The organism is Empedobacter sp. GD03865 (assembly GCF_029840775.1).
In the GTDB taxonomy this organism is placed as follows: Bacteria; Bacteroidota; Bacteroidia; order Flavobacteriales; family Weeksellaceae; genus Empedobacter; species Empedobacter falsenii_B.
The window spans coordinates 21,037-42,339 of record NZ_JAOCDF010000007.1; the positions used below are offsets into that span (position 1 = coordinate 21,037).

A 21,303-nucleotide genomic window follows, 5' to 3' on the forward strand; every position below is an offset into this window, starting at 1 on the left:
TTATATAAAAAAACGGATTTAGCTTAAAGTTACAATTTTTAAGCATAAATCCGTAAAAATATTTTGATTAAAATTCAGCGTTATTCGGTGTTCTAGGGAAAGGAATCACGTCACGAATGTTACCCATTCCAGTAACGAATAATACCAAACGTTCTAAACCTAAACCGAAACCAGAATGTGGCACAGAACCGAAACGTCTTGTATCACGGTACCACCATAATTCTTCTTTATCGATTCCGAATTTTTCCATTTTTTCGTCTAAAACTTCTAAACGTTCTTCACGCTCAGAGCCTCCGATAATTTCTCCGATTCCAGGGAATAAAACGTCCATTGCGCGAACTGTTTTTCCATCGTCATTCATACGCATGTAGAATGCTTTGATTTCTGCTGGATAATCAAATAAAATAACTGGTGTTTTGAAGTGTTTTTCAACTAAATAACGTTCATGTTCAGATTGTAAATCTGCTCCCCAACCTTCAATTGGATATTTGAATTTACCTTTTTTATTTGGTTTAGATTCTTTTAAAATATCAATTGCTTCTGTATAAGTTAAACGAATGAATTTGTTATTTAAAACATATTCTAAACGCTCTATTAATCCTAATTCAGAACGTTCAGCTTCTGGTTTTTGTTTTTGTTCTTTGTCAAAACGTTCAGCTAAGAATTTCAAATCATCTTTACACGTTTCCATTGCATAAGTGATAACAGATTTCATGAAATCTTCAGCCAAATCCATATTTTGATCTAAACGGAAAAACGCAACTTCTGGCTCAATCATCCAGAATTCAGCTAAGTGACGAGAAGTATTCGAGTTTTCTGCGCGGAAAGTAGGTCCAAATGTATAAATTTTTCCTAATCCCATTGCTGCAGTTTCTCCTTCTAACTGTCCAGAAACCGTTAAGTTAGTCGATTTACCAAAGAAATCTTGTGTATAATCTACTTTACCTTCTTCATTTTTAGGTAAGTTTTCCATATCCAAGTTTGTGATATGAAACATCTCTCCTGCTCCTTCAGCATCAGATCCTGTAATAATTGGCGTGTTGATGTAAACGAATCCATTTTCGTTGAAATACTTGTGAATCCCGAACATTAACGCGTTACGAACACGCATAGTTGCAGCAAAAACATTAGTTCTGAAACGTAAATGTGCTTGCTCACGCAAAATCTCTAAACTGTGTTGTTTTGGTTGTAAAATTGTTCCTTTTAAATCATCAGATGGCGCAGTTCCTAAAATTTTGATTTCTTTCGCAACAATTTCAATCTCTTGACCAGCTCCTTCACTTTCTACCACTTCTCCTTTTACTTGTAAAGAAGCTGCTGTAGAAATTTGTTTTATAATTGATTCGTCAAAATTTTCGAAATCTACTACTACTTGAATATTATTAATTGTAGAACCGTCATTCAACGCGATGAAACGATTACTTCTGAACGATCTTACCCATCCATTTACAACTACTTCCTGTAGCAACAAATCCTTGCCTTTTTCTAATAAGGCTTTAATTCCGTACGATTGCATAATTTTTTAATTTATCCTTACAAATTTAGTTATTATTTAAAGTTATAAAAATTATAGGCATAATTTTTGCGAATATTTTTCAACCAACCTAAAAATCCTTTACAATTTCAATGAAAATGTAAAGGATTTTTGATTTTAGTTTATTTTTTTGAAGTAAAATTATTCTATTTTTCTAGATTCAAAACGCAAAAGAATTTCATTTATTCTTTGAATAAGATCTTTATCAGAATTATTATCTTGAACTAAATAATCTACATAATTTTTTAATTCATGGAATTGACTCTCTGTTTTGATAAAACCTTTTTCAACTAATTTTTTAATTCTTTTGAAATATGATTCAAAAATATCAATTTCATAATGTGTTGTTTGAATTTTTAAACGAATAAATTCATCTTTCATTTCATTATTAAACGCAAGATGAACAATATAATAATCTAAAGTCGCAAGTACTAAATCTCTATATTTTTTAAGATCAAACTCTTTATTCATAAATTTAAATCAATATATACGATTCTGAAACGAGTCCAGAATGACAAAATCTAAATACCTACAAAAAATTCAAATTTACAGTTAATTTTAAGTAGAAATTATCTTGGAATTTTTCTTCTGAATAAGCACCTAAACGGTAAAATACTCCCAATCCAAATGTCTTGAAAATTAAATTATTTACCTCAACACCTGTTTCGTGATAATAATGATTTAAGGTTTTGAACTCTAAATTTTGATGATCTGCTCTATCTTTCATATCACCCAAAACTCCACGGTAAACGAATTGTGGGAAAATAATTTTGTTTCCAACCTTAACGCCAGCAAAAATATGTTTCAACTGAAATGACACAAATCGATCAGAATAAAATTCACCTGGACGCATTGTTTCGAAATTCGTTAAACCTCCTACTCCAAAATTCAAAAAATCATTTCGCTTTGCATTTCCTTGTCCTTCGTACAAATTCATCAACGGCATTTTTCCTTCGACCCAACCCGCATTTACATTGAAATTTGTTTTACCAACTCGCGTATCAAACACATCAAAATAAGAAACATTGAAACGAAGCGGATCATAATCAGAATTGAAAATATCCCAATATTTCGTCAGTGTTGCATAGAAAACAGATTTCCCGCTATTCACCGTCACTTTTCCGTAAGGCGTGCGGATAAACTTGTCTTTTGGCGCAAAACGAATCGCTAATTGCGTGTTATACAAATCGTACCAACCAATATTATTCATGAAAGAATAATCAAATTCTGCTTGTTGTTTTTCGTAATTTGCCGAGATATTAAAGGTTACATTCTTGAAAATATCTTGCTCATATCCAAACGAATAACGTTTATAAGAAAAATATTCGTGGTTATAAATATTACTAAAAGCTCCAGAAATTAGACGTGTATAATTCGATTGTAATAAAATTGGCGTTTTCCCAGAAGCCGAAACATCTTGCGAGTATTTTGCAAAAATTCGACCCGAATAAGGTTTATTTACATAATAATCTCCACCAAATCCAAACTTGAATGTTTCATCTTTGAAACCATAAGCCGAATAAGCATTCAACGAATATTTATCGCTCCAATTTTCGTTTGTATTAAACGCAGCACCAAGTCTAAAACCTTCGTAATCGTTAAACGCTAAGATTTTTGTTAAATCTAAATCAACTTTTCCTAACGATAATTTTCCACCAGAATTGATGATTCGCGTCAATTTCATTTGACGTTCTAACTTATATTTATCGCCAATACTATCAATTGTCGTGTATGTATTTCGCTCTTTGTTCGATAATGACGAATCACGATAATCTTCCATCACATTGTCCCATTTCTTTTCGTTCATATTTTGAAAAGAAATTTCGTCTTCGTAACCTAAAAATTCGTTGCGTTTGAAATGAGCTGGATTCTGAATATCCTTGAAAGTTGTTTCGAGATTAATCCAAATTTTTTCTTTTTTATCAATAAAATCATCATCAGCTAGTTTCTCTGTAATCTTGAAATTACCAGCTTCCATGCGATATTTTTGTTGATTTGGAATCCAAGTTCCATTATTCAATTTCCAATCTGCTTCTAATTCGGCAACATAATTTGAAATCGTATTTTCTGCTTCAATTTTGATTAAAGCATACGTTCTATCATCAATCCAAAGTGTTCCTTTAATTTGTCTTTTATCTGTTTTGATTGATGGAAAAAAGCTAATAACAGCCGTTTTTCGTCCATCAATAAAAATATCTTCTTTGAAACCATAACGGTAATGCGAAAGACCTTCGCGACTTACTGGATTAATAATTCCTTTGAAGAAAAAATTGATTTTATCTTGATCAAAATTGAACGCAATTGGTTGCATCGCCAAATATTCGTACAAAGGCGAACGCATTCCAGAAATACGAGAAGATTGAACGATATTTTTTAGTCCAAAACGCTTCGAAACTTTGTGATCCATTGCACGTTCTCCCAAAAATAAATGACTATTGTCTAACAATTTTTTCCATTGATTATTGACAGAATCTTTGTGATTTTGAGGTTGAATGATAAACGGAATTGAATCGTTATTTACTGTACTCCAGAATTTTGTGTATGATTTTAGGAAAATATTTCCGCCATTTCTGATTGTATTTTTGGACTGATTGCGAATTGCTTTGATAATCAAATTACGACCAACGGAATCATTTGTCGTAAAACTAACCTCATCCAAACTAATGAAAGAAGGTTTCATCATAATTTCGACCAACTTTTTACCGTCAGTCTGAATACTTTCCGAGAAATATCCGTTTTTGATTACATCAATAAAATGAACAGAATCATTGATATCCAATTCTCCTAATTCGTCTGTTTGACCTAGGAATTGTTTGGTATCACTGTAAACATTGGCACCTGTTAAACGAAATTCGTCTTGAGCATCGAATACTCTTACTTTAATTTGAGCAAATGTGGCAATTGAGATACAGAAATTTAGCAGGAATATATAATTCTTCATCGTTTGAAATTGATTATGCAAATAAATAAAAAAAGCAGCGAAACGCTGCCTTAAAATATTTTTTTTTCAAGAAAGATTAAACTTTCATGATTTCAGCTTCTTTTTTCGTTAAAGCTTCTTCTAATTTCTTAGAAAACTTGTCTGTTAATCCTTGTACACGTGTTTCGTAATCTTTCACCATGTCTTCAGAAGCTTCTTTTACAGCTTTCAATGCTTTATTGGCATCTTGGCGTGCATTACGAAGTGAAATTTTTGCAGTTTCCATGTCCGATTTGGCCATTTTCACTAACTCTTTACGACGTTCTTCTGTTACTGGAGGAATACTGATAATGATTGTATCTCCATTGTTAGAAGGTGCAAAACCTAAATTAGCATTAATGATTGCTTTTTCGATTTCGTGAATTAAATTTCTCTCGTATGGTTGAATGCTCAATGTCATTGCATCTGGTGTATTAACATTTGCAATTTGAGTTAACGGAGATAAACTTCCGTAGTAATCAACACGAACTGAACTTAACATTGCAGGAGTAGCTTTACCTGCTCTTAATTTGTCGAATGCAACCTCTAAGTGACTTACAGTTCCCTGCATTTGCTCCTTAGCCGTTTCTAAAATAATATCTAATTCTTCCATTTCGGGATTTATTTATTTGTTACTAGAGTACCTACGTTATCTCCTAAAATTAATTTTTTCAAGTTACCATCTGTATTCATATCAAATACAATAATAGGTAAATTATTTTCTTCACTCAAAGTAAAAGCTGTCATATCCATTACTTTTAAGTTTTTATCATAAACTTCTTGATAAGAAATTGTTTCGAATTTCTCTGCTGTTGGATCTTTTTCTGGATCTGCAGTATAGATTCCATCAACACGAGTTCCTTTCAAAATAACATCAGCTTGTGTTTCAATTGCTCTCAAAACCGCTGCTGTATCTGTTGTAAAATATGGATTTCCTGTTCCTGCACCAAAAATTACGACACGACCTTTTTCTAAATGACGTGTTGCTCTTCTTTTGATAAATGGTTCTGCGATTTGCTCCATACGGATAGCCGTTTGTAAACGCGTATTAACGCCAGCATCTTCCAAAGCTCCTTGCAATGCCATACTGTTAATCACAGTTGCTAACATTCCCATATAATCTCCTTGTACACGATCCATACCAGAAGCAACACCTTGTACACCTCTAAAAATATTACCACCTCCGATTACGATTGCCACTTCGCAACCAAGTTCTGCAACTTCTCTAATTTGTTGCGCATATTGTTTCAGCATATTTGGATCGATACCATATTGTAAATCTCCCATTAATGCTTCACCACTCAATTTAAGTAATATTCTTTTGTATTTCATCTTGTCAAAGGTTTTCTTTTGCAAATATAATTTTTCTATTCTGATTTATCCTAACGTTCGAAAATGTCAAACGCATTTTTTGTTGTAATTGCTGCAATTTCAGCTGGTGTTTGATGGTAAATATCAACCAACTTATCGCAAACATGTGTCAAATAACTACTTTCATTTCGTTTTCCGCGAAACGGAACTGGAGCTAAATAAGGTGAATCTGTTTCGAGAACGATATGTTTGATATCAAAATCTCCTAAAAATTGATCTATTTTACCATTTTTGAAGGTTACAACTCCACCAATTCCTAATTTCAGATTGAAATCAATTGCGCGTTGTGCATCTTCTTTTGTTCCTGAAAAACAATGAAAAATTCCGAATAATTTTTCATCTTTTACTTCTTCTAACACTTCAAAAACTTCGTTGAAAGCATCTCGACAATGAATGACAATTGGTAAATTCTTTTCTTTTGCCCATTCAATTTGCATTTTGAAAGCATCTTGTTGCGTTTGTAAAAATTCTTTTTCCCAATACAAATCAATTCCAATTTCGCCAATCGCCTTAAATGGACGTTTATCAATCCATTCGCGCACATGTGCCAACTCCTCCTTTATTGTATCTGGATGAACCGAACACGGATGCAAACCCATCATCGCAAACATCGAATCTTGGTGTGCAGTTTCTAACGCCAACATTTTGTCCGTGTAACTTTTATCAATTGCAGGCAAATAAAATCGCTCTACTCCATTTTGCTTTGCTCGCGCAATTACTTCATCTATATCATTCTCAAATTGCTCCGAATATAGATGTGTATGTGTATCAATTAACATGTTTTATTTTTGATTTCAAAAGTTCTTTTTCAGCTAAAAAATCAAGTTGATTTCCTTTTTCTAATTCATTCATCAATGCAATCGTTTTTACTAAAAATTGTTGATGATTTTCTGATTCTTCATTAAAAGGGCGATGATTAATCGCTGAAATAACTTTGTTTATTTTTTGAATAATTGTTTGCGTTGATTGTTCGAAATACGTTTCTGAAAACTTTTCCCAAATGTAATCAACGGCTTGTTTCGATGGATGAATCAAATCTTCTTTGAAAAAACGATAATCTCTCAAATCATCCAAAACTAATTCATATGACGGGAAATATTCAACTTGATTATTTTGAAGACTTAATTGATATAAAGCATCCAACAATCTAGCTTTACTTACATTATTTTCGATCATTCCATCTTTTGTGTGACGAACTGGACTAACTGTTGTAATAATGCGAATAGTTGGATTAATATTCTTCAAATCTGAAACAATTAATTCCAATGATTTTAGATTTTCTTCTGTTGTTAATAATCGTTTTTCAAATTGTTTTGCGTCAACTTTATGACAATTCGCAACAACTTGATTAGATGTTTTCCATTCATAAATCCACGATGTTCCCAATGTAATCATTAACACATCACAAGAAAGAATGTAATCATGAACTTGATCTAAAGTCAAATTTAATTCCTCTAAAACAGCTTCTTTCGTCAACGCATTAAACGAAGAATGTACATCGAAACAGAAAAATTCTTCTCCGTTTTGATGTACATCTGCTGTTGTAAAATATTTTTTTTGAATGCTTCTTTCGATTAAATTTTGAATAGAATGTGAATTAAAAATTACTCCAAAAGGATTAATTAATCCATCAAACTTTAAATCTGTCAAACGTTTTCCAATTTCATCTGAAAAACAAGAGCCTATCGTCAATATTTTATGTTGATGATTGAGCTTAAAATCAGAAGATTGAATTTGAAAAGTCGTTCGAAATTGCATTTTTTATCCTTGTCGATCAATTAAAACCTCGCTTAATTCTCTCAAATAAGATTTACGTTCTTCTGGAACATCAATTTGATCCAAATAGCTGTGCGCTTTATTTGTATATTCTCTAATTAATGTAGAAAGTTTACGGTTAACATTCAGTTTTCTGAATAATTTTTCTACCGCATATACTTTATCGATATTATCTGTATTTGAACTATACCAATATAATAATTCCTCTTTTTCTTCTTCATTTGCCGCTTCTAAAGCAGAAATGTAAAGAATCGTTTTCTTATTCTCGAAAATATCTCCAGCATGTTTTTTACCTAAATGTTCAAGGCTACCAAAAACATCCAAATAATCATCTTTCAATTGATACGCGATTCCTAAATTCAAACCATATTGGTACAATTTATCCGAATCCTCTTCCGAAGCGTTTCCAATCATTGCACCTAATTTCAAAGCACAACCAAGTAAAACACTCGTTTTTAAAGAAATCATATTGATGTAATCATCGTACGAAACATTCAATTTTGTTTCATAATTCACGTCCAATTGTTGTCCTTCACAGACTTCTAAAGCAGTTTTAGAAAATAATTTTGTCGAACTTTTAAATAATTCTGGTTCTAAATCTTCTAAATATTGATACGCTTTTACCAACATTGCATCACCAGAAAGAATCGCTGTATTTAATCCAAATTTTTCGTGAACTGTTGGTTTACTTCTTCTTAATGAAGCATTATCCATAATATCATCGTGCATCAACGAAAAATTATGAAAAAACTCAATCGCTAACGAAGGTTTCAATGCTTTTTCAACTTCACCATCAAACAAATCAGTTCCCAATAAAGTCAAAATTGGACGAATTCTTTTACCACCAATATTCAAAATATAATCCATCGGTTCGTATAATTCTTCTGGATTTTTAGAAAATGGATTTTTATCGATTGTTTCGGCAATTAATTCGTGAAATTTATCAAATGAGTACATAGTTTGATTTTTGTAAAAATTAAGTTTTGGCAAATATAACTAAGAATGATTGATTTTGGGTTGTTTTCTTTTATTTTTGATTGAACCTAAAAATTCGTTTCCGACAATCAAATACAAAAGAATTTGACCAATAATCGCCGCAATAAAATAAGGATGACCTTTTTGTAAAACAATCTCAGCACTTTGCAACGAAGGAATTGTCCAAAAATAAGTGGAAACAATTACTAAAAGCAACGCATTAAGCCTAAAAATCCAGATTTTATTCATTTTATATGTTCCGAAATGGATAAATAAAGCGCCCAAAAAAGTATAAGCCAACACCTCGAAAAATTCGTTCAACACAAATTGTTCTCTAAATAAGCCAAAAATATCTTTGTGACTTACAAACAAAAACTCTTCTGGAACAAGGTAACTCCAATGGTTTGCAATAAAAAATAGAACAAGATTTAGCATCAAAACAATCGTCAATTGATCTTTGAATTGATCAACAAACATTGAATAATACTTGAACTTTGAGATTGACTTCTTTGATTTCATTTAACGAAACAATTCACTTACAATTTGATACGATTTTCGTTTTGCTTTTTGATCAAAAACATTCGTTGAAACCATCATTTCATCAATTTTAGATTCAAAAATAAATTCATCAAAACTCTGCGCCAATGCACCTTTACTTCCAATAAAAGACAAAGCTGTCATTCCTTTTAGCATATATTTTTGCTCAGGCGAAGCCAATTCTAACTGTGTTTTTTCGGGAGGAACAATTGGCTGACGTTTATCGGTAATAATATTCAAAAAACCTTGGTACATCGACATCGATAAATAATGTGCTTCTTCGTCTGTATTCGCCGCAATTACATTGACACAAGCAATCGTATATGGTTCTTGCAAAAATTCAGAAGGTTGAAATTGAGAGCGATAAATCTCTACCGCATTATAGAATTGTTGTGGCGCAAAATGACCTGCAAACGCATAAGGCAAACCTAATTTAGCCGCCAAAAAAGCCGAATCTGTACTTGATCCTAGAATATAAATCGGCACATTTGCTCCTTCTCCAGGAATTGCACGCACTTTACTTTCTTTATTATCTAAACTAAAATAGTTTTGTAGATTTTTGATTTCAGCTTCAAAATCATAATTCATAAAATTATCGCCTCTACGCAAAATAGACGCCGTTAATTGATCTGTTCCTGGCGCACGACCTAAACCTAAATCGATACGATTTGGATAAAGCGCATCTAATGTTCCAAACTGTTCTGCAACTGATAAAGCAGTATGATTAGGTAACATGATTCCTCCCGAACCAACTTTAATTCTTGAAGTTCCATTTGCTACATAACCTATTAATAAAGAAGTTGCCGCACTCGCAACATTTTGCATATTATGATGTTCGGATAGCCAATAACGACTATACCCTATTTCGTCGACAAATTTTGCGTTATCTAACGTGTTTTTGAACGTTTGATTTAATGTATCCCCTTCTCTCACATAAGCCAAATCTAACACCGAGTAATTTATTTTTCTCATCCGTTCTTCTCTAATTAAAATATGAAACTAAATTACAAAGAAAAAATTTAAAAAAAATTCCTCCATAATATACATTATAGAGGAGATAAATTTGATAATTGGATTTATAAATAGGTTTAAGTAGTTGAGAGCGTTTAGTTTTTAATTAATAGTTTGATGATAGATTAGTAATCTTTCGAAATACATAATTCAAAAATAGATAATTAAAAAAATAAATACTCAATTTAGAGGGGGACAACTGGGGGGACATTTCATATTTATCTAAATATCAATATTTTGAAAATAAAGTGAAACATAAAAATAATTCAATTTTTTGTTAAGATTTACAATTTTTTCGGTCTATATTTGAAAAAATAATATATTGAAAGTTTCTATTTTTTTTACGCTCCTACTCTTTCCTTTTTTATTTTTATCATCATTTAGTTCTATTAGTAAAAATGATGAACGTATTCTTATTGAAAAAATCATCGAACAGAATAAAAATGTGACAGATTCTATTCAATTGCAAAATAATTTCAAGAAATTAGATATCTCATCAACTTCTTTTTTATCAAAAAGTCTAAAATCAATTTATCAAGTTTATTTAGCTAATCTTTATGCACAAACCAACGATAAATTAAACAAAAAAAGTAATTCGTTATTTGAGTCTGCATTAAAAGTTTCAAAAAATGTTAACTCACCAGAATTACAAATTTGGGTGAACACACAATATAGGTATTACTATTATAATTTTAGCCAATATCAAAATGCTTATCCATATTTTATGGAAGCATCAAAACTTCTCGACTTAACAAAAGATGAGGATATTTTTTCTAAAAGTGATGTTTACAAAAAGAATGCATTTTACTTTATGAATGTAAAAGAATTTGATAAAAGTGAAAAATATCTTTTGTTAGCTTTAAAATATACCAACAAAAAGGACCACGAATATGGAACAATTCTGAATGCGATTGGTCATGTTTTTATGAATAAAAATAATATTAATAAAGCAAATAATTACTTCGAATTAACAAAAGAATATGCAATTCAAAATAAGGACGAAATTCGATATGCAAAAGCTTTAGGTGATATTGCCTCTATAAATATTCTCAACAAACATTACAATTTAGCGATTGATAATTTGAAAAAAGATATTAAAATTTCTAAAAAATTAAAAAACGCTCGAAATTTAATGTACGCTAATATTCAATTGGGAAAATTGTACTTGCAATTAAATCGAATTGATGATGCTAAAATAATTTTGAATGAAGCAAAAGAATATGCTTCTCAGAAAATTTATTTGAACAGTTTTGAATATGACATTTATAAAATCTTATTAGAAATTGCTGTAAAAAACAATAACACCAATGAGGAGTTAATTAGTCGAAGAAAACTAGATGAATTGGAGTTAGAGTTACAAAAAACTGATGGTCAAAATGTGATTAATGAAATTAATTGGAAAATTCAACAAGATAATTTCAACTTTAAATTTGAAGCAGAAAAAGCAGAACAAGAGAAAACAACCATCCTAAAAAATGCATTATTTCTTATTTCTTTTCTATTAATCATCATCATTTTATTTGTAATAATTTCTTATCGTCGAAAAATAAAAATACAAAATTCTACATACGATAATAAAATATTATCTATTCAAAATGAAAAACTTAAGTCTGAAAATAAATTAAATAAAACCGCTCAAACTTTAGAATCTTATAAAACTTATTTGTCTGAAAAGAATAAACAAATAGTTACATTAAAAAATGAAATCAATTCTATTTCCAATTCAAGTACCATAAACAAAGAAAAACAATATAATGAATTAGTTAATCTCTTAGATTCGCATTTAATGACAGACGAAAGTTGGGGAAATTTCAAAAATATTTTTGCTCATGAACAAAACGATTTTGTAAAATATCTTTCTCAAAATTTTCCATCTTTAACCGAATCTAATTTGAGAACTATTTATTTGTTAAAATTAGGCTTGAACAATTTAGAAATTTCGCAAATCTTAGGAATTTCGGCTGATTCAGTCAAAAAAGCGAAACAACGCTTAAAAAAGAAATATAAAAATTTTGATCAAATTTTTCAAGATTAAGAAAATAGGAGATAAAAAAGATGATTTACTAAATAGTAAATCATCTTTTCACTATTACTTCAACTCGAAGAAATCTCGTTTTCCTATTTTAATTTTAGTTTCGGTTTTTAATTCAAAATCATCAAAAGCATCCATTTTTTTCTCTCCATTAATTTGTACTGCACCGCTTTCTATCAAACGTCTGATTGCATTTCTCGATAAATCTTTCTTTAATTGATGACAAACATCTAACAATGTAATATTATCATTCTCAAAGTTTAAAGAACTAATTTTAACAACTTCGAAAACTCTATTTTCATCATTTCTTTTCTGAAATTGATTGTTAAAAAATTCTTCTGCTTGTTCAGCTTCATTTACAGAATGGTATTGAATAATAATATTTTTTGCAACTAATTTCTTAATTAACATTGGATTATCTGTTTTTAATCGCTCATTCAAATTCATTTTTTCTTCAATAGAAAAATCCGTTGCTAACGCAATATATTCTTCTAATAAATCATCTGGAATAGACATTGTTTTCCCAAACATTTCATTTGGTTCATCCGTCAAACCAATAATATTATTCAACGATTTACTCATCTTTTCTTTTCCATCGGTTCCTCTCAAAAGTGGCATACACATTACAATCTGAGCAGCTTCTCCATTGGTTTCTTGCAATTGTCGTCCCATTGTACAATTAAATAATTGATCCGTTCCTCCCATTTCGATATCAGCACTTATCTGAACAGAATCGTATGCTTGTAAAATCGGGTAAACCAACTCATGCATTGCAATCGGCGTATTTTCGGTGAAGCGTTTATTAAAATCATTTCGATGCATCAGTTGTGCAACCGTAACTTTTGACAACAACTGAATAATATCCGAAAAAGGTAAATGATCTAACCAGTCTGAATTAAACACAATTTCAGCCTTATTCACATCAATAATTTTTGACAATTGATTAATGTAGGTTTCCGCATTGTTCTGAACTTGTTCTGCATTCAGCGGTTGACGACTTTTATTTTTTCCTGTTGGATCTCCAATCTGAGCTGTAAAACTCCCAACCAAAATAACTATTTGATGTCCCAAATCTTGAAATTCTTTCAATTTCTTCAATACAACGGCGTGACCAAGATGTAAATCTGGTGCGGTAGGATCAAAACCTAATTTGATTCGTAATGGTCGATTTTCTTTTTCAGCTAATTTTAATTTTTCTTCCAATCCATTTTCTGGTAAAAAAATAGCTACATTTTCCTTTAAACTTTTTAAATTTTCCATGATTTTTTTTAAATAAAAAAAGCCCGAGCAAAACTGCTCGGGCTTGTAGATTATGATTAAATTTTTGACGTACAAAATTAATACGAAGTATACACATAGTCTACCCGAGCAAATATTGTACGATAATAAGTGCTAAAAAACGGTAAACGTAATATGTGTTGCAAAAACTTCATTTATAATGCAAAGGTAAGAATAGTTTTGAGAATAGAAATTTTCGTTCAAAAAATTATCTTAGACAATAATTCTATAGAAAAACCTTTATAAAAGTTTTTCGTTTTAACTTTGTGTAAATTATTATAGAATGAGTAATAAAACTGCTAAAACAAATGCAGTCCGAATTTTAGACACGCACAATATTTCATACGAATTGCGTGAATATGAAGTTGATGAAGAACATATTGATGCTTTGCATGTTGCAAAATCATTGGGTGTAAATCCAGAAGGAATTTATAAAACTTTGGTTTTAAAAGGAAATATAGAACCATTTTTAGTTGCCGTAATTCCTGCGAACACACATCTTGATATGAAAAAGTTTGCGAAAGTTTCTGGAAATAAAAACTGCGAAATGCTTCCTTTGAAAGATTTGCTGAATGTTACAGGTTATATTCGTGGTGGTTGCTCACCTATCGGAATGAAAAAGCAATTTCCTACTTACATAGAAGAACTGGCTGTTTTGCAAGATCAGATTTGTATTAGTGCAGGAAAAAGAGGTTTACAAATTATTCTAAACCCCGAAGATTTAAGAAATTTGATTGAGGCTAAATTTGAAGATATTACACAATTTGATTCATAATTTATTTACTATTCAGAATGATTTTTTCTAAAATAGTTGGAAATTTTGCTTCATCTTCAAACGTCAAATCTGGATTTGCATACACAATAATTCCATTTTTATCAATCACATAAGTTGCTCTATTATTGTAACCTAAACGATTATAAGAATTATACATCAACGAAATTGCATAATTCTCATCATTCAAATACGTAATATTATTTGTTCGCAAAGCTGATTTCCATAATTCTAACAACGGATTTGTAGAACTAGAAACTGCGTAATTTTTTACATTTTGTAACAATGGATTATGATCGATTAATTGAATTTGAGCAGCACAAGTCATTGCTGCTTTCGTATCAATTGACGTAAAATCAGGCAAAATTTGTCCACTAAACGCCGCAGGATAAAACGTTAAAACTTTAAAAGTCGATTTATCATTCAAAAATTTATCTGTCGAATTAGTCTTATAATTCGGTCCATTCAAAATAAAATCTGGTGCTTTATCACCTACTTTCAAGCTCTTATTTTGTGTAACATTTACTTCTATGTTATCAGTTTTGGATGTTCTTTTGATCAATCTTTCCAAAGATTTTAAATGTTCGCCTTGCGCACGATAATCATTGTCTCGCATCAAAATTTTATTGTTTTTATCCACTAAAAAAAGAATCGAACTCTCTACTAAAACATTGTTAGAATTAGAAGTTGGAATTATATTCGAAATTGAATTTTGCTTAAAAGGTTTCAAACCAATTGCATTATAGATTTTTCCAGATTCATCATAAAATACTTTTGTTCCATCTAACTTATTTTGATTCGAAGTTTCGCTAAAAGCAAACGCTTGTTGCGGTTCTTTACTCCATTTATCATCTTCATTTACGATATAAATCACATCAATTTTTGGAGAATTTTGAGACGAAAATGCCAAATTCTTCACAAAATAATAATTCAGCGATGTTGTCATCATGCTCGCATACGGATTCGTTTTGTATAAACTTGGCGTAAATACAATAATTTTCAAGTTTGAAGATTGATTGACATTTTCAATTTTATTAATCGGGAATTGAGCACCAACATTCAAATTTTGAGCTTTTGTAAAACAAAAACCACATATAATTAGTACTATCGAATAGATTCGTAACATAAAACGTTTATTTTAAATAAACTAATAAAAACTACCACAAGATAACTAAAATTCTACTTTCTCAAAAAAACTATTCATTAAATTCTCATTAGAATTGACGATTAACTTTTGAAATTATCAAGTTTTTTTTGCAGTAAATCAGTTACCTTTGTGTTGATTTTTAATTTAAAATTTACACAAATGGAATTCAATGTTAGCAATGCTTTGAAACAATTAAATAATGATTATTCAGAAGATAAGGCGTCAGAAATTATCGAAAATCTATTGTATAATTCAACTGATTTTTCTGATGAAGACCATGAAATAATCGATCAATTGGGTGATAAATTTCTACGAATTGCTGCACAAATTTTTGTGGAAGATTTGGCGTATGATTTCAATACTTTGGTGAATTATTGGGAAGCTTTTATTGGACAATTAACAGAAGAACAATCTCAAAGCTTATTGAATTTCGCTATTGAACAAACGGATACAGAATTTGTAGAAGATTTTATTATTGGATACCGAAAATTTTATTCAAATCCCAAAGAAAGTATTACATTTTTCAATAAACTGAATGAAGACGAATTTTACGAAATTAAATTCTTTAAAGCACGTTGTTATGAGGTTTTAGGTGAAAATGAAAAAGCTGTGGAAGCTTATAATAGTTACTTAAATTCTGCACATTTCAAAAAAGAAGAAAATACTGAACAAGCTGCTGTAAACGAGTTCTATATTAGTCATAGTATTGCGCCTTTATTGGTGAGTTTAAAAAAATATGATGAAGCCAAAACTTACTTTGATCGTGTTTTAGGTAATATCGATTTCGAAGATTATTTAGCTAATTTTGAAGGTTCTAATCAACAAGAAATCAAAAGTTTCTTAGACGATTATGTAACAACTTTGGAAGAAACTGGAGATAAAACAACTGCTGAAAAAATTTCAAAAAAAATAATGCAATATTTTTCTTAGAATTACAACATTCGGAAATATAGTATTGATTTTTTAGCAAATATTCATAAATAGGTAAATTTAATATTTTCTTAACATTAATATAAATCCTATCTATTTGAGTATAAAAAAATAAATGTAAATTTATTTATCAAATTAAGAAATCTACCTACCTTTGTACTATAAATAATTTATTCATAGTTGTTAAGGATAATGAAGTTGATTTTCTGAAGAAGAATATCCTTAATCAAATAGAGTTTTTTTATAGTATTTTTAGGTTGGTTAGTGGTTCAATGCATGTTGAACCATTTTTTATTTCTTATAACCATAAGCACAATGTCTGCAACCATTTTGGCAACATTTTCCTTTCTGATAATGGAAAAATTCTGTAAAAACCCAATACCCGTTTTCGATATAATAATGTATATGAGGAACAAACTCCGAAGGCATTGTTGGATGTGGATATTCTTGATCTAATTCTACAAAATAATTCAGTTTTTCTATACAAGAATTACACAAACATTTGTAATGCGTTTTCTTCAAAAACTCTTTTATTTCATCTTTTATAACAATTGTAGTACAAGCACAATTCGAAATATCATCTACCTTACACTCCATTGTTTCGTTACAACGCGAACAATTTTCGATCATTTTTTTAGATTATTTATTTGATTTTTCAAAATACGAAAAATTCATAAACTTATCTTAAATCATCTGATTGAAATTCTCTATAACCATCATAAATAAATAGTTATAAATTAATTCTATCTAGACATAAAAGAAATCATTTAAGAATAATAGATTTAAAGTCAAAACTTTAAGAAATTTGTAAAAGAATAAAAGATAGACATTATCATTATTCAATTAGTGTTTTTATAGTAGTTTTGATTGGTTAAAATCCTCGGAATAATTTTCCGAGGATTTTTTATTTTCTTAATCTATCAACTAATAAACCTATTACAAAACCGATAATCGAAGGTGCAATCCAACCTAAATCGTATTCGAAAAATGGAATTTTATTCAGATTTTCTATAGTCGATTCATCTAACTTTCCTAATAATTTCAATAATCCTAAAATTGCGATGATTGTAGACGCTATTAATGCAAAAATATAAGGTGTTTTGCTTTTAATTGTTTTTCCAAACAACACTATATAAATAACTAACGTGATTGTAATTGGATATACGAAAGCCAAAGGTGGATATGCAAAATTAATAATTTCGTCTACACCTTTTATTGATAAACCAAACGATATTACTGTACATAAAATCACTAAAGCAGTATAACTTACTTTTCCATTTGTTAAACGTCCAAAAAATGTACCTACCGCAGATGTTAATGCGATTGAAGTTGTAAGACAAGCAAACGCCATACATAACGCAATTGCAATTAACCCATACTGTCCTAATGTATTTCGAGAGATTTCTATTAATAATTCTGCACGAGAAATTTCTGTATTTGTAATTCCAGAAGTAGCACCTAAATAAATCAATCCACCATAAACAAATAACAAACAAGTTGTAGACAATAAACCTGATATAATTACAATTTGAGATTTACTTTTTGTATCAATATACCCTTTATCTCGTGCTGCTGAAATAATAATTCCAGCAAAAATAACAGAAGCCAAAACGTCTAATGTTTGATAACCTTCTATAAAACCTTTCGAAAAAGATTGCATCATCGTTAAGTCTGAAGGTAAGAAATCAGCGGTTGGGTATATAATTCCAATGACTATTAATAAGGTCAATAAAATCAATAATACTGGTGTTAAATAATTTCCAATAACGTCTACCACTTTTGAGGGACGAATCGCTAAAATAAGTGTTACTGCAAAAAATAGTAACGATCCCCACATCGGATCCAATGTTGGAAAAAATGGTTTTAATCCCACTTCGAATGTTGTTGCGGCAGTACGAGGAATCGCAATTAACGGTCCGATACAAATCATAATAATTGTACCTAAAATAGCCGCCAAATGTTTGTTCACACGATGCCCTAAATCATTAAAATTATCACCCGAAAAAACAACAGATAAAATACCAGTAAATGGCAATAAAATACCAGTTAACCCAAATGCAATCATCGCGACGAAATAATTTGAGCCCACTTCTAATCCTATCAAAGGAGGTAAAAGAAGGTTTCCTGCACCAAAAAACATCGCAAACAACGCAAATCCAAGTGTTAATACATTGGTTAACTTTTTACTTTTCATATATTTAATAATTCTATCTGTTTTAAAAAACGGTTCGCAAATTACTACAATTGCATTTTCAAGCCTTAAACTTAGTAGAATTATTCGATAATCACACAGCTAATTTATAAATTTGACAGATTTGAATAACAATTTTTATATTTATCAAAATTTAAACTTTATATATTATGAATGTTTTAATCATCGATATCATCAAATCTCAACTCATTTGAAATTTTATCTAAAGAGACAATTCGTCTTTGTAAAATAGATTGATTGAAATATAAACAATCGCTAAAACATAAAAAATAATAGAATAATTAGCTGTTTTCTTATTAAAATATTTTTTCACAACACCGTAAATAATGTAACCTATAATAATCAAAAATACAATGCTCGTTACTAAAATAAATAAGATGATAATTCCGAAGTAAACATTCATAATAGAATATTATTAAACTTTTGATTTTAAAATTTTTGCGATAATATTTATGAGATAAATATTAAACATCATAAAACAGATTGATATTGAAGGATACTCAAAAACAGCGAAAAATAGTATGACCGAACTAAAAAATAGTATTAAAACTACCGCTAAAAAAATCGAAAAATAATTAAGATAATTAAAACCTATCGTTTCTTCATCATCAAAATTAGTGTAGAATATTGCTGCAAAAAAATTGACTATAATTAAAAGAAACAATAAATAACCTAAAAGCGGCAAATAAAAACCTAAATCATAAAATCCTCGAATAATTGTTTCATCTAAAACAAAAGCTACTGAAATACAAAGCCATGTAATGTTGGTCCAAGTAAATATTTGTCCAGAATTAGAGAAAATTTCTCCTAAAAACAACTCCGAAATCTTATCAATTTTCAAATAAAATGACACTGCAAATAGGCAAATCACTAACTCTATAATAAAAATAGAAAAACTGAAAATTGTATCATTATTTTTAACCACAATATCTGTAAAGGAAATTGCCATCAGTACAAGACCGATGAAAAAATCCCAAAAAATAAGTGTGCAAATGTTATTTTGTTTTGTTCCATTCGATGTTTTTTGAATAGTACATTAGGATTGCAACAATAATAAATAATCCTATACTTCCTACTAATAACGCGTGTTCTTTGAGTTGTAAAACACTGTAAATAAATGTGTATAATAAAATTAACATTAATGTAATTTTGAATGTTAATCCAAAGGATTTTAGGAAAGAATTAACGAAAAATGTAATCAATAAAATAGTTGCACCAGATGAAATAAAGTAAGCGATGTCAAATCCTAAATATTCTGACAACGATAACAATAACACAAAATTGACACAGATTGCAAATCCAACTAACGCATATTGTACCAAGTGAATATTAAAATTATTTCGACTTTCGATAAAGAAAAATGCCACAAATGTTAATCCAATGAACAGAATCGCATATTTTGTCGAACGATATGTTTTGTCATAATGATCGTTCATCTGTAAGAAATTAACGCCAAAACTATAATCAGAAAAGTTAGAAGCGTCTTGCCAAATCTGTCCTTGCAAAGGATTTTGTTGATAAATAGACCATTTTACATTGGTTTTTCCATTCTTTGTTTCGGGATCAGAATTAGGTAAAAAATTCCCATCATATTTCAAATCTTTCCAATTTGTAGTCAAATCAACTTTTGTATTAATCGCCGATGGAATGATATTCAACATTTGCGAACCTTTCATCACCAAATTGATTGAAACTTGATTAAAATCGAATGTAGAAGGATCTATTTTTTGAGACATCATTTGCACAGGCATCACTTTTTTAGTGGCACTCGCTTGTTCCTGATATTCTCCATTTTCTACTCTAACTTCTGGTTGAATAGTAATTGTACTAGTCGAATTATCCATATTCAGCGGATAATTTTTGTCGTTAGATTGTACAATTACTTTGTTCTCATATCCTTTAGAATCGGAAATACCAAAAACAATTTTAGTCGAAACTATATTTTCTGCGTTTACTTCCATTTCTGCAAGCATATCCGAATAATTTTTAAATTTCGAATTGATATTTAGCTTAGAATTGTAAACTACTGCTTCATAAATACTACGACTTTTTAACTGCGTATCAATCGTTCCATTGATATTTAAATCATTAGCAGAAATATACTTTTTCACTTGTTGCTTCACAATTTTTCCTTGTCCATCATTTACATTTTCCATGTAAGTAACCTCGATAAAAGGACCATAAATCGTCTGTTTCCCACTCCATTTATCTGAAATTTCGGTAATTACTTTTTCCTTGTTTCCTTGTCGTTCTTCAATTAAATTTAAAATGAACGGAATCGGAATTAAAAGTCCTAAAACTAAAAGGCATACCAAAAATCCTTTTATCATTGTTTTGTTTTGTGAATAAACTGATTCATTTTCAGGTTGATATTCATTTTCTAAATCATTGTTTTCCATAAGTTTGAATTTTATTATTTATTTTAAAAAGTACTTTTTTTTTCAAAGTTTAAATGCAAAAAAAATTATTTTATATTCTTTATTAATTTTTCAAGATAGTTCAAATGCTCCTGAAAAGCTTGTTTTCCAAGTGCTGTTATCGAATAAGTTGTATTCGTTTTTCGACCTATAAATCCTTTGTGTACAGTAATATAATCGTTTTCTTCTAGTTTTTTTAAGTGCGAAGCCAAGTTACCATCAGTCAAATCTAAAAAGTCTTTCAAATCCTTAAAAGAAATTTCTTCATTCATGACCAAAGCACTCATAATTCCCACACGAATACGATTATCAAAGACTTTGTTTAATTTATTAAGATTAAAATCCATGTTGC

At 29.7% G+C, this 21,303-nt stretch carries 20 protein-coding genes; 3 read left to right on the plus strand and 17 right to left on the minus strand.

The features are described 5' to 3' along the window. Nucleotides 1-67 precede the first annotated feature (67 nt). The 10 genes from asnS to N5D46_RS04290 all read right to left on the minus strand — a co-directional run bounded on the left by asnS (nucleotide 68) and on the right by N5D46_RS04290 (nucleotide 10,124). Complete coding sequence (gene asnS, locus N5D46_RS04245; RefSeq protein ID WP_219034349.1) at nucleotides 68-1,516, minus strand: asparagine--tRNA ligase; 1,449 nt, start codon at nucleotides 1,514-1,516, stop codon at nucleotides 68-70. A gap of 159 nt (nucleotides 1,517-1,675) precedes the next feature. After that, the gene (locus N5D46_RS04250; protein ID WP_280049267.1) at nucleotides 1,676-2,005 is read right to left on the minus strand and encodes a hypothetical protein; all 330 of its coding nucleotides are present in this window, start codon (nucleotides 2,003-2,005) and stop codon (nucleotides 1,676-1,678) included. Between the two features lie 58 nt (nucleotides 2,006-2,063). After that, nucleotides 2,064-4,475 (minus strand): DUF5686 family protein, encoded by a 2,412-nt coding sequence (locus N5D46_RS04255; RefSeq protein WP_115000988.1) that lies wholly within the window; start codon nucleotides 4,473-4,475, stop codon nucleotides 2,064-2,066. A gap of 76 nt (nucleotides 4,476-4,551) precedes the next feature. After that, nucleotides 4,552-5,106, minus strand: coding sequence for a ribosome recycling factor (frr, locus tag N5D46_RS04260; protein WP_115000990.1), 555 nt, complete (start codon nucleotides 5,104-5,106; stop codon nucleotides 4,552-4,554). A gap of 8 nt (nucleotides 5,107-5,114) precedes the next feature. Further along, nucleotides 5,115-5,825: a UMP kinase gene (gene pyrH / locus N5D46_RS04265; RefSeq protein ID WP_115000992.1), complete on the minus strand. Its 711-nt coding sequence runs from the start codon at nucleotides 5,823-5,825 to the stop codon at nucleotides 5,115-5,117. Nucleotides 5,826-5,875: 50 nt separating this feature from the next. Further along, nucleotides 5,876-6,643, minus strand: coding sequence for a TatD family hydrolase (locus N5D46_RS04270; RefSeq protein WP_280049268.1), 768 nt, complete (start codon nucleotides 6,641-6,643; stop codon nucleotides 5,876-5,878). Beyond that, nucleotides 6,633-7,622: a GSCFA domain-containing protein gene (locus tag N5D46_RS04275; protein WP_280049269.1), complete on the minus strand. Its 990-nt coding sequence runs from the start codon at nucleotides 7,620-7,622 to the stop codon at nucleotides 6,633-6,635. The genes N5D46_RS04270 and N5D46_RS04275 overlap by 11 nt, the downstream gene beginning before the upstream one ends. A 3-nt stretch (nucleotides 7,623-7,625) precedes the next feature. After that, nucleotides 7,626-8,597 (minus strand): polyprenyl synthetase family protein, encoded by a 972-nt coding sequence (locus tag N5D46_RS04280; RefSeq protein WP_280036151.1) that lies wholly within the window; start codon nucleotides 8,595-8,597, stop codon nucleotides 7,626-7,628. Nucleotides 8,598-8,636: 39 nt separating this feature from the next. Beyond that, nucleotides 8,637-9,134, minus strand: a complete 498-nt coding sequence (locus N5D46_RS04285) for a hypothetical protein (protein WP_280049270.1) — start codon at nucleotides 9,132-9,134, stop codon at nucleotides 8,637-8,639. Further along, the gene (locus N5D46_RS04290; RefSeq protein ID WP_280049271.1) at nucleotides 9,135-10,124 is read right to left on the minus strand and encodes an LLM class flavin-dependent oxidoreductase; all 990 of its coding nucleotides are present in this window, start codon (nucleotides 10,122-10,124) and stop codon (nucleotides 9,135-9,137) included. It lies immediately after the preceding gene. A 361-nt stretch (nucleotides 10,125-10,485) separates the two neighbouring features. Here N5D46_RS04290 and N5D46_RS04295 point away from each other — a divergent pair, with 361 nt between their 5' ends. Beyond that, nucleotides 10,486-12,198, plus strand: a complete 1,713-nt coding sequence (locus N5D46_RS04295; RefSeq protein ID WP_280049272.1) for a hypothetical protein — start codon at nucleotides 10,486-10,488, stop codon at nucleotides 12,196-12,198. A gap of 54 nt (nucleotides 12,199-12,252) precedes the next feature. On the opposite strand, the gene tyrS is transcribed toward N5D46_RS04295, so the two are convergent. Continuing rightward, a complete protein-coding gene (gene tyrS / locus N5D46_RS04300; RefSeq protein WP_125349288.1) occupies nucleotides 12,253-13,455 on the minus strand; it encodes a tyrosine--tRNA ligase in 1,203 nt (400 codons plus the stop codon). Nucleotides 13,456-13,756: 301 nt separating this feature from the next. Between tyrS and ybaK the strand changes: the two genes are divergently transcribed. Beyond that, complete coding sequence (gene ybaK / locus N5D46_RS04305; RefSeq protein WP_280049273.1) at nucleotides 13,757-14,248, plus strand: Cys-tRNA(Pro) deacylase; 492 nt, start codon at nucleotides 13,757-13,759, stop codon at nucleotides 14,246-14,248. Between the two features lies 1 nt (nucleotide 14,249). Here the strand turns inward: ybaK and N5D46_RS04310 are convergent, their stop codons facing one another. Beyond that, nucleotides 14,250-15,371, minus strand: coding sequence for a redoxin family protein (locus N5D46_RS04310; protein WP_280049274.1), 1,122 nt, complete (start codon nucleotides 15,369-15,371; stop codon nucleotides 14,250-14,252). Nucleotides 15,372-15,551: 180 nt separating this feature from the next. On the opposite strand from N5D46_RS04310, the gene N5D46_RS04315 reads away from it, so the two are divergent. Further along, complete coding sequence (locus tag N5D46_RS04315; RefSeq protein WP_125349286.1) at nucleotides 15,552-16,322, plus strand: hypothetical protein; 771 nt, start codon at nucleotides 15,552-15,554, stop codon at nucleotides 16,320-16,322. 291 nt (nucleotides 16,323-16,613) lie between these two features. Here the strand turns inward: N5D46_RS04315 and N5D46_RS04320 are convergent, their stop codons facing one another. From N5D46_RS04320 to N5D46_RS04340, 5 genes are all read right to left on the minus strand, one after another. Further along, the gene (locus tag N5D46_RS04320) at nucleotides 16,614-16,952 is read right to left on the minus strand and encodes a cysteine-rich CWC family protein (RefSeq protein WP_038331257.1); all 339 of its coding nucleotides are present in this window, start codon (nucleotides 16,950-16,952) and stop codon (nucleotides 16,614-16,616) included. A gap of 274 nt (nucleotides 16,953-17,226) precedes the next feature. Beyond that, nucleotides 17,227-18,516, minus strand: coding sequence for a branched-chain amino acid transport system II carrier protein (brnQ, locus tag N5D46_RS04325; RefSeq protein WP_221856936.1), 1,290 nt, complete (start codon nucleotides 18,514-18,516; stop codon nucleotides 17,227-17,229). Nucleotides 18,517-18,736: 220 nt separating this feature from the next. Beyond that, nucleotides 18,737-18,937 carry a hypothetical protein gene (locus N5D46_RS04330; protein ID WP_125349284.1) on the minus strand — a complete coding sequence of 67 codons (201 nt, stop codon included), beginning with the start codon at nucleotides 18,935-18,937 and terminating at the stop codon, nucleotides 18,737-18,739. Between the two features lie 592 nt (nucleotides 18,938-19,529). Continuing rightward, entirely contained in the window at nucleotides 19,530-20,933 is a 1,404-nt protein-coding gene (gene creD, locus N5D46_RS04335) for a cell envelope integrity protein CreD (protein WP_280036165.1), read from the minus strand. Nucleotides 20,934-20,998: 65 nt separating this feature from the next. Then, the gene (locus tag N5D46_RS04340) at nucleotides 20,999-21,298 is read right to left on the minus strand and encodes a transcriptional regulator (RefSeq protein WP_280036166.1); all 300 of its coding nucleotides are present in this window, start codon (nucleotides 21,296-21,298) and stop codon (nucleotides 20,999-21,001) included. Nucleotides 21,299-21,303: the final 5 nt, after the last annotated feature.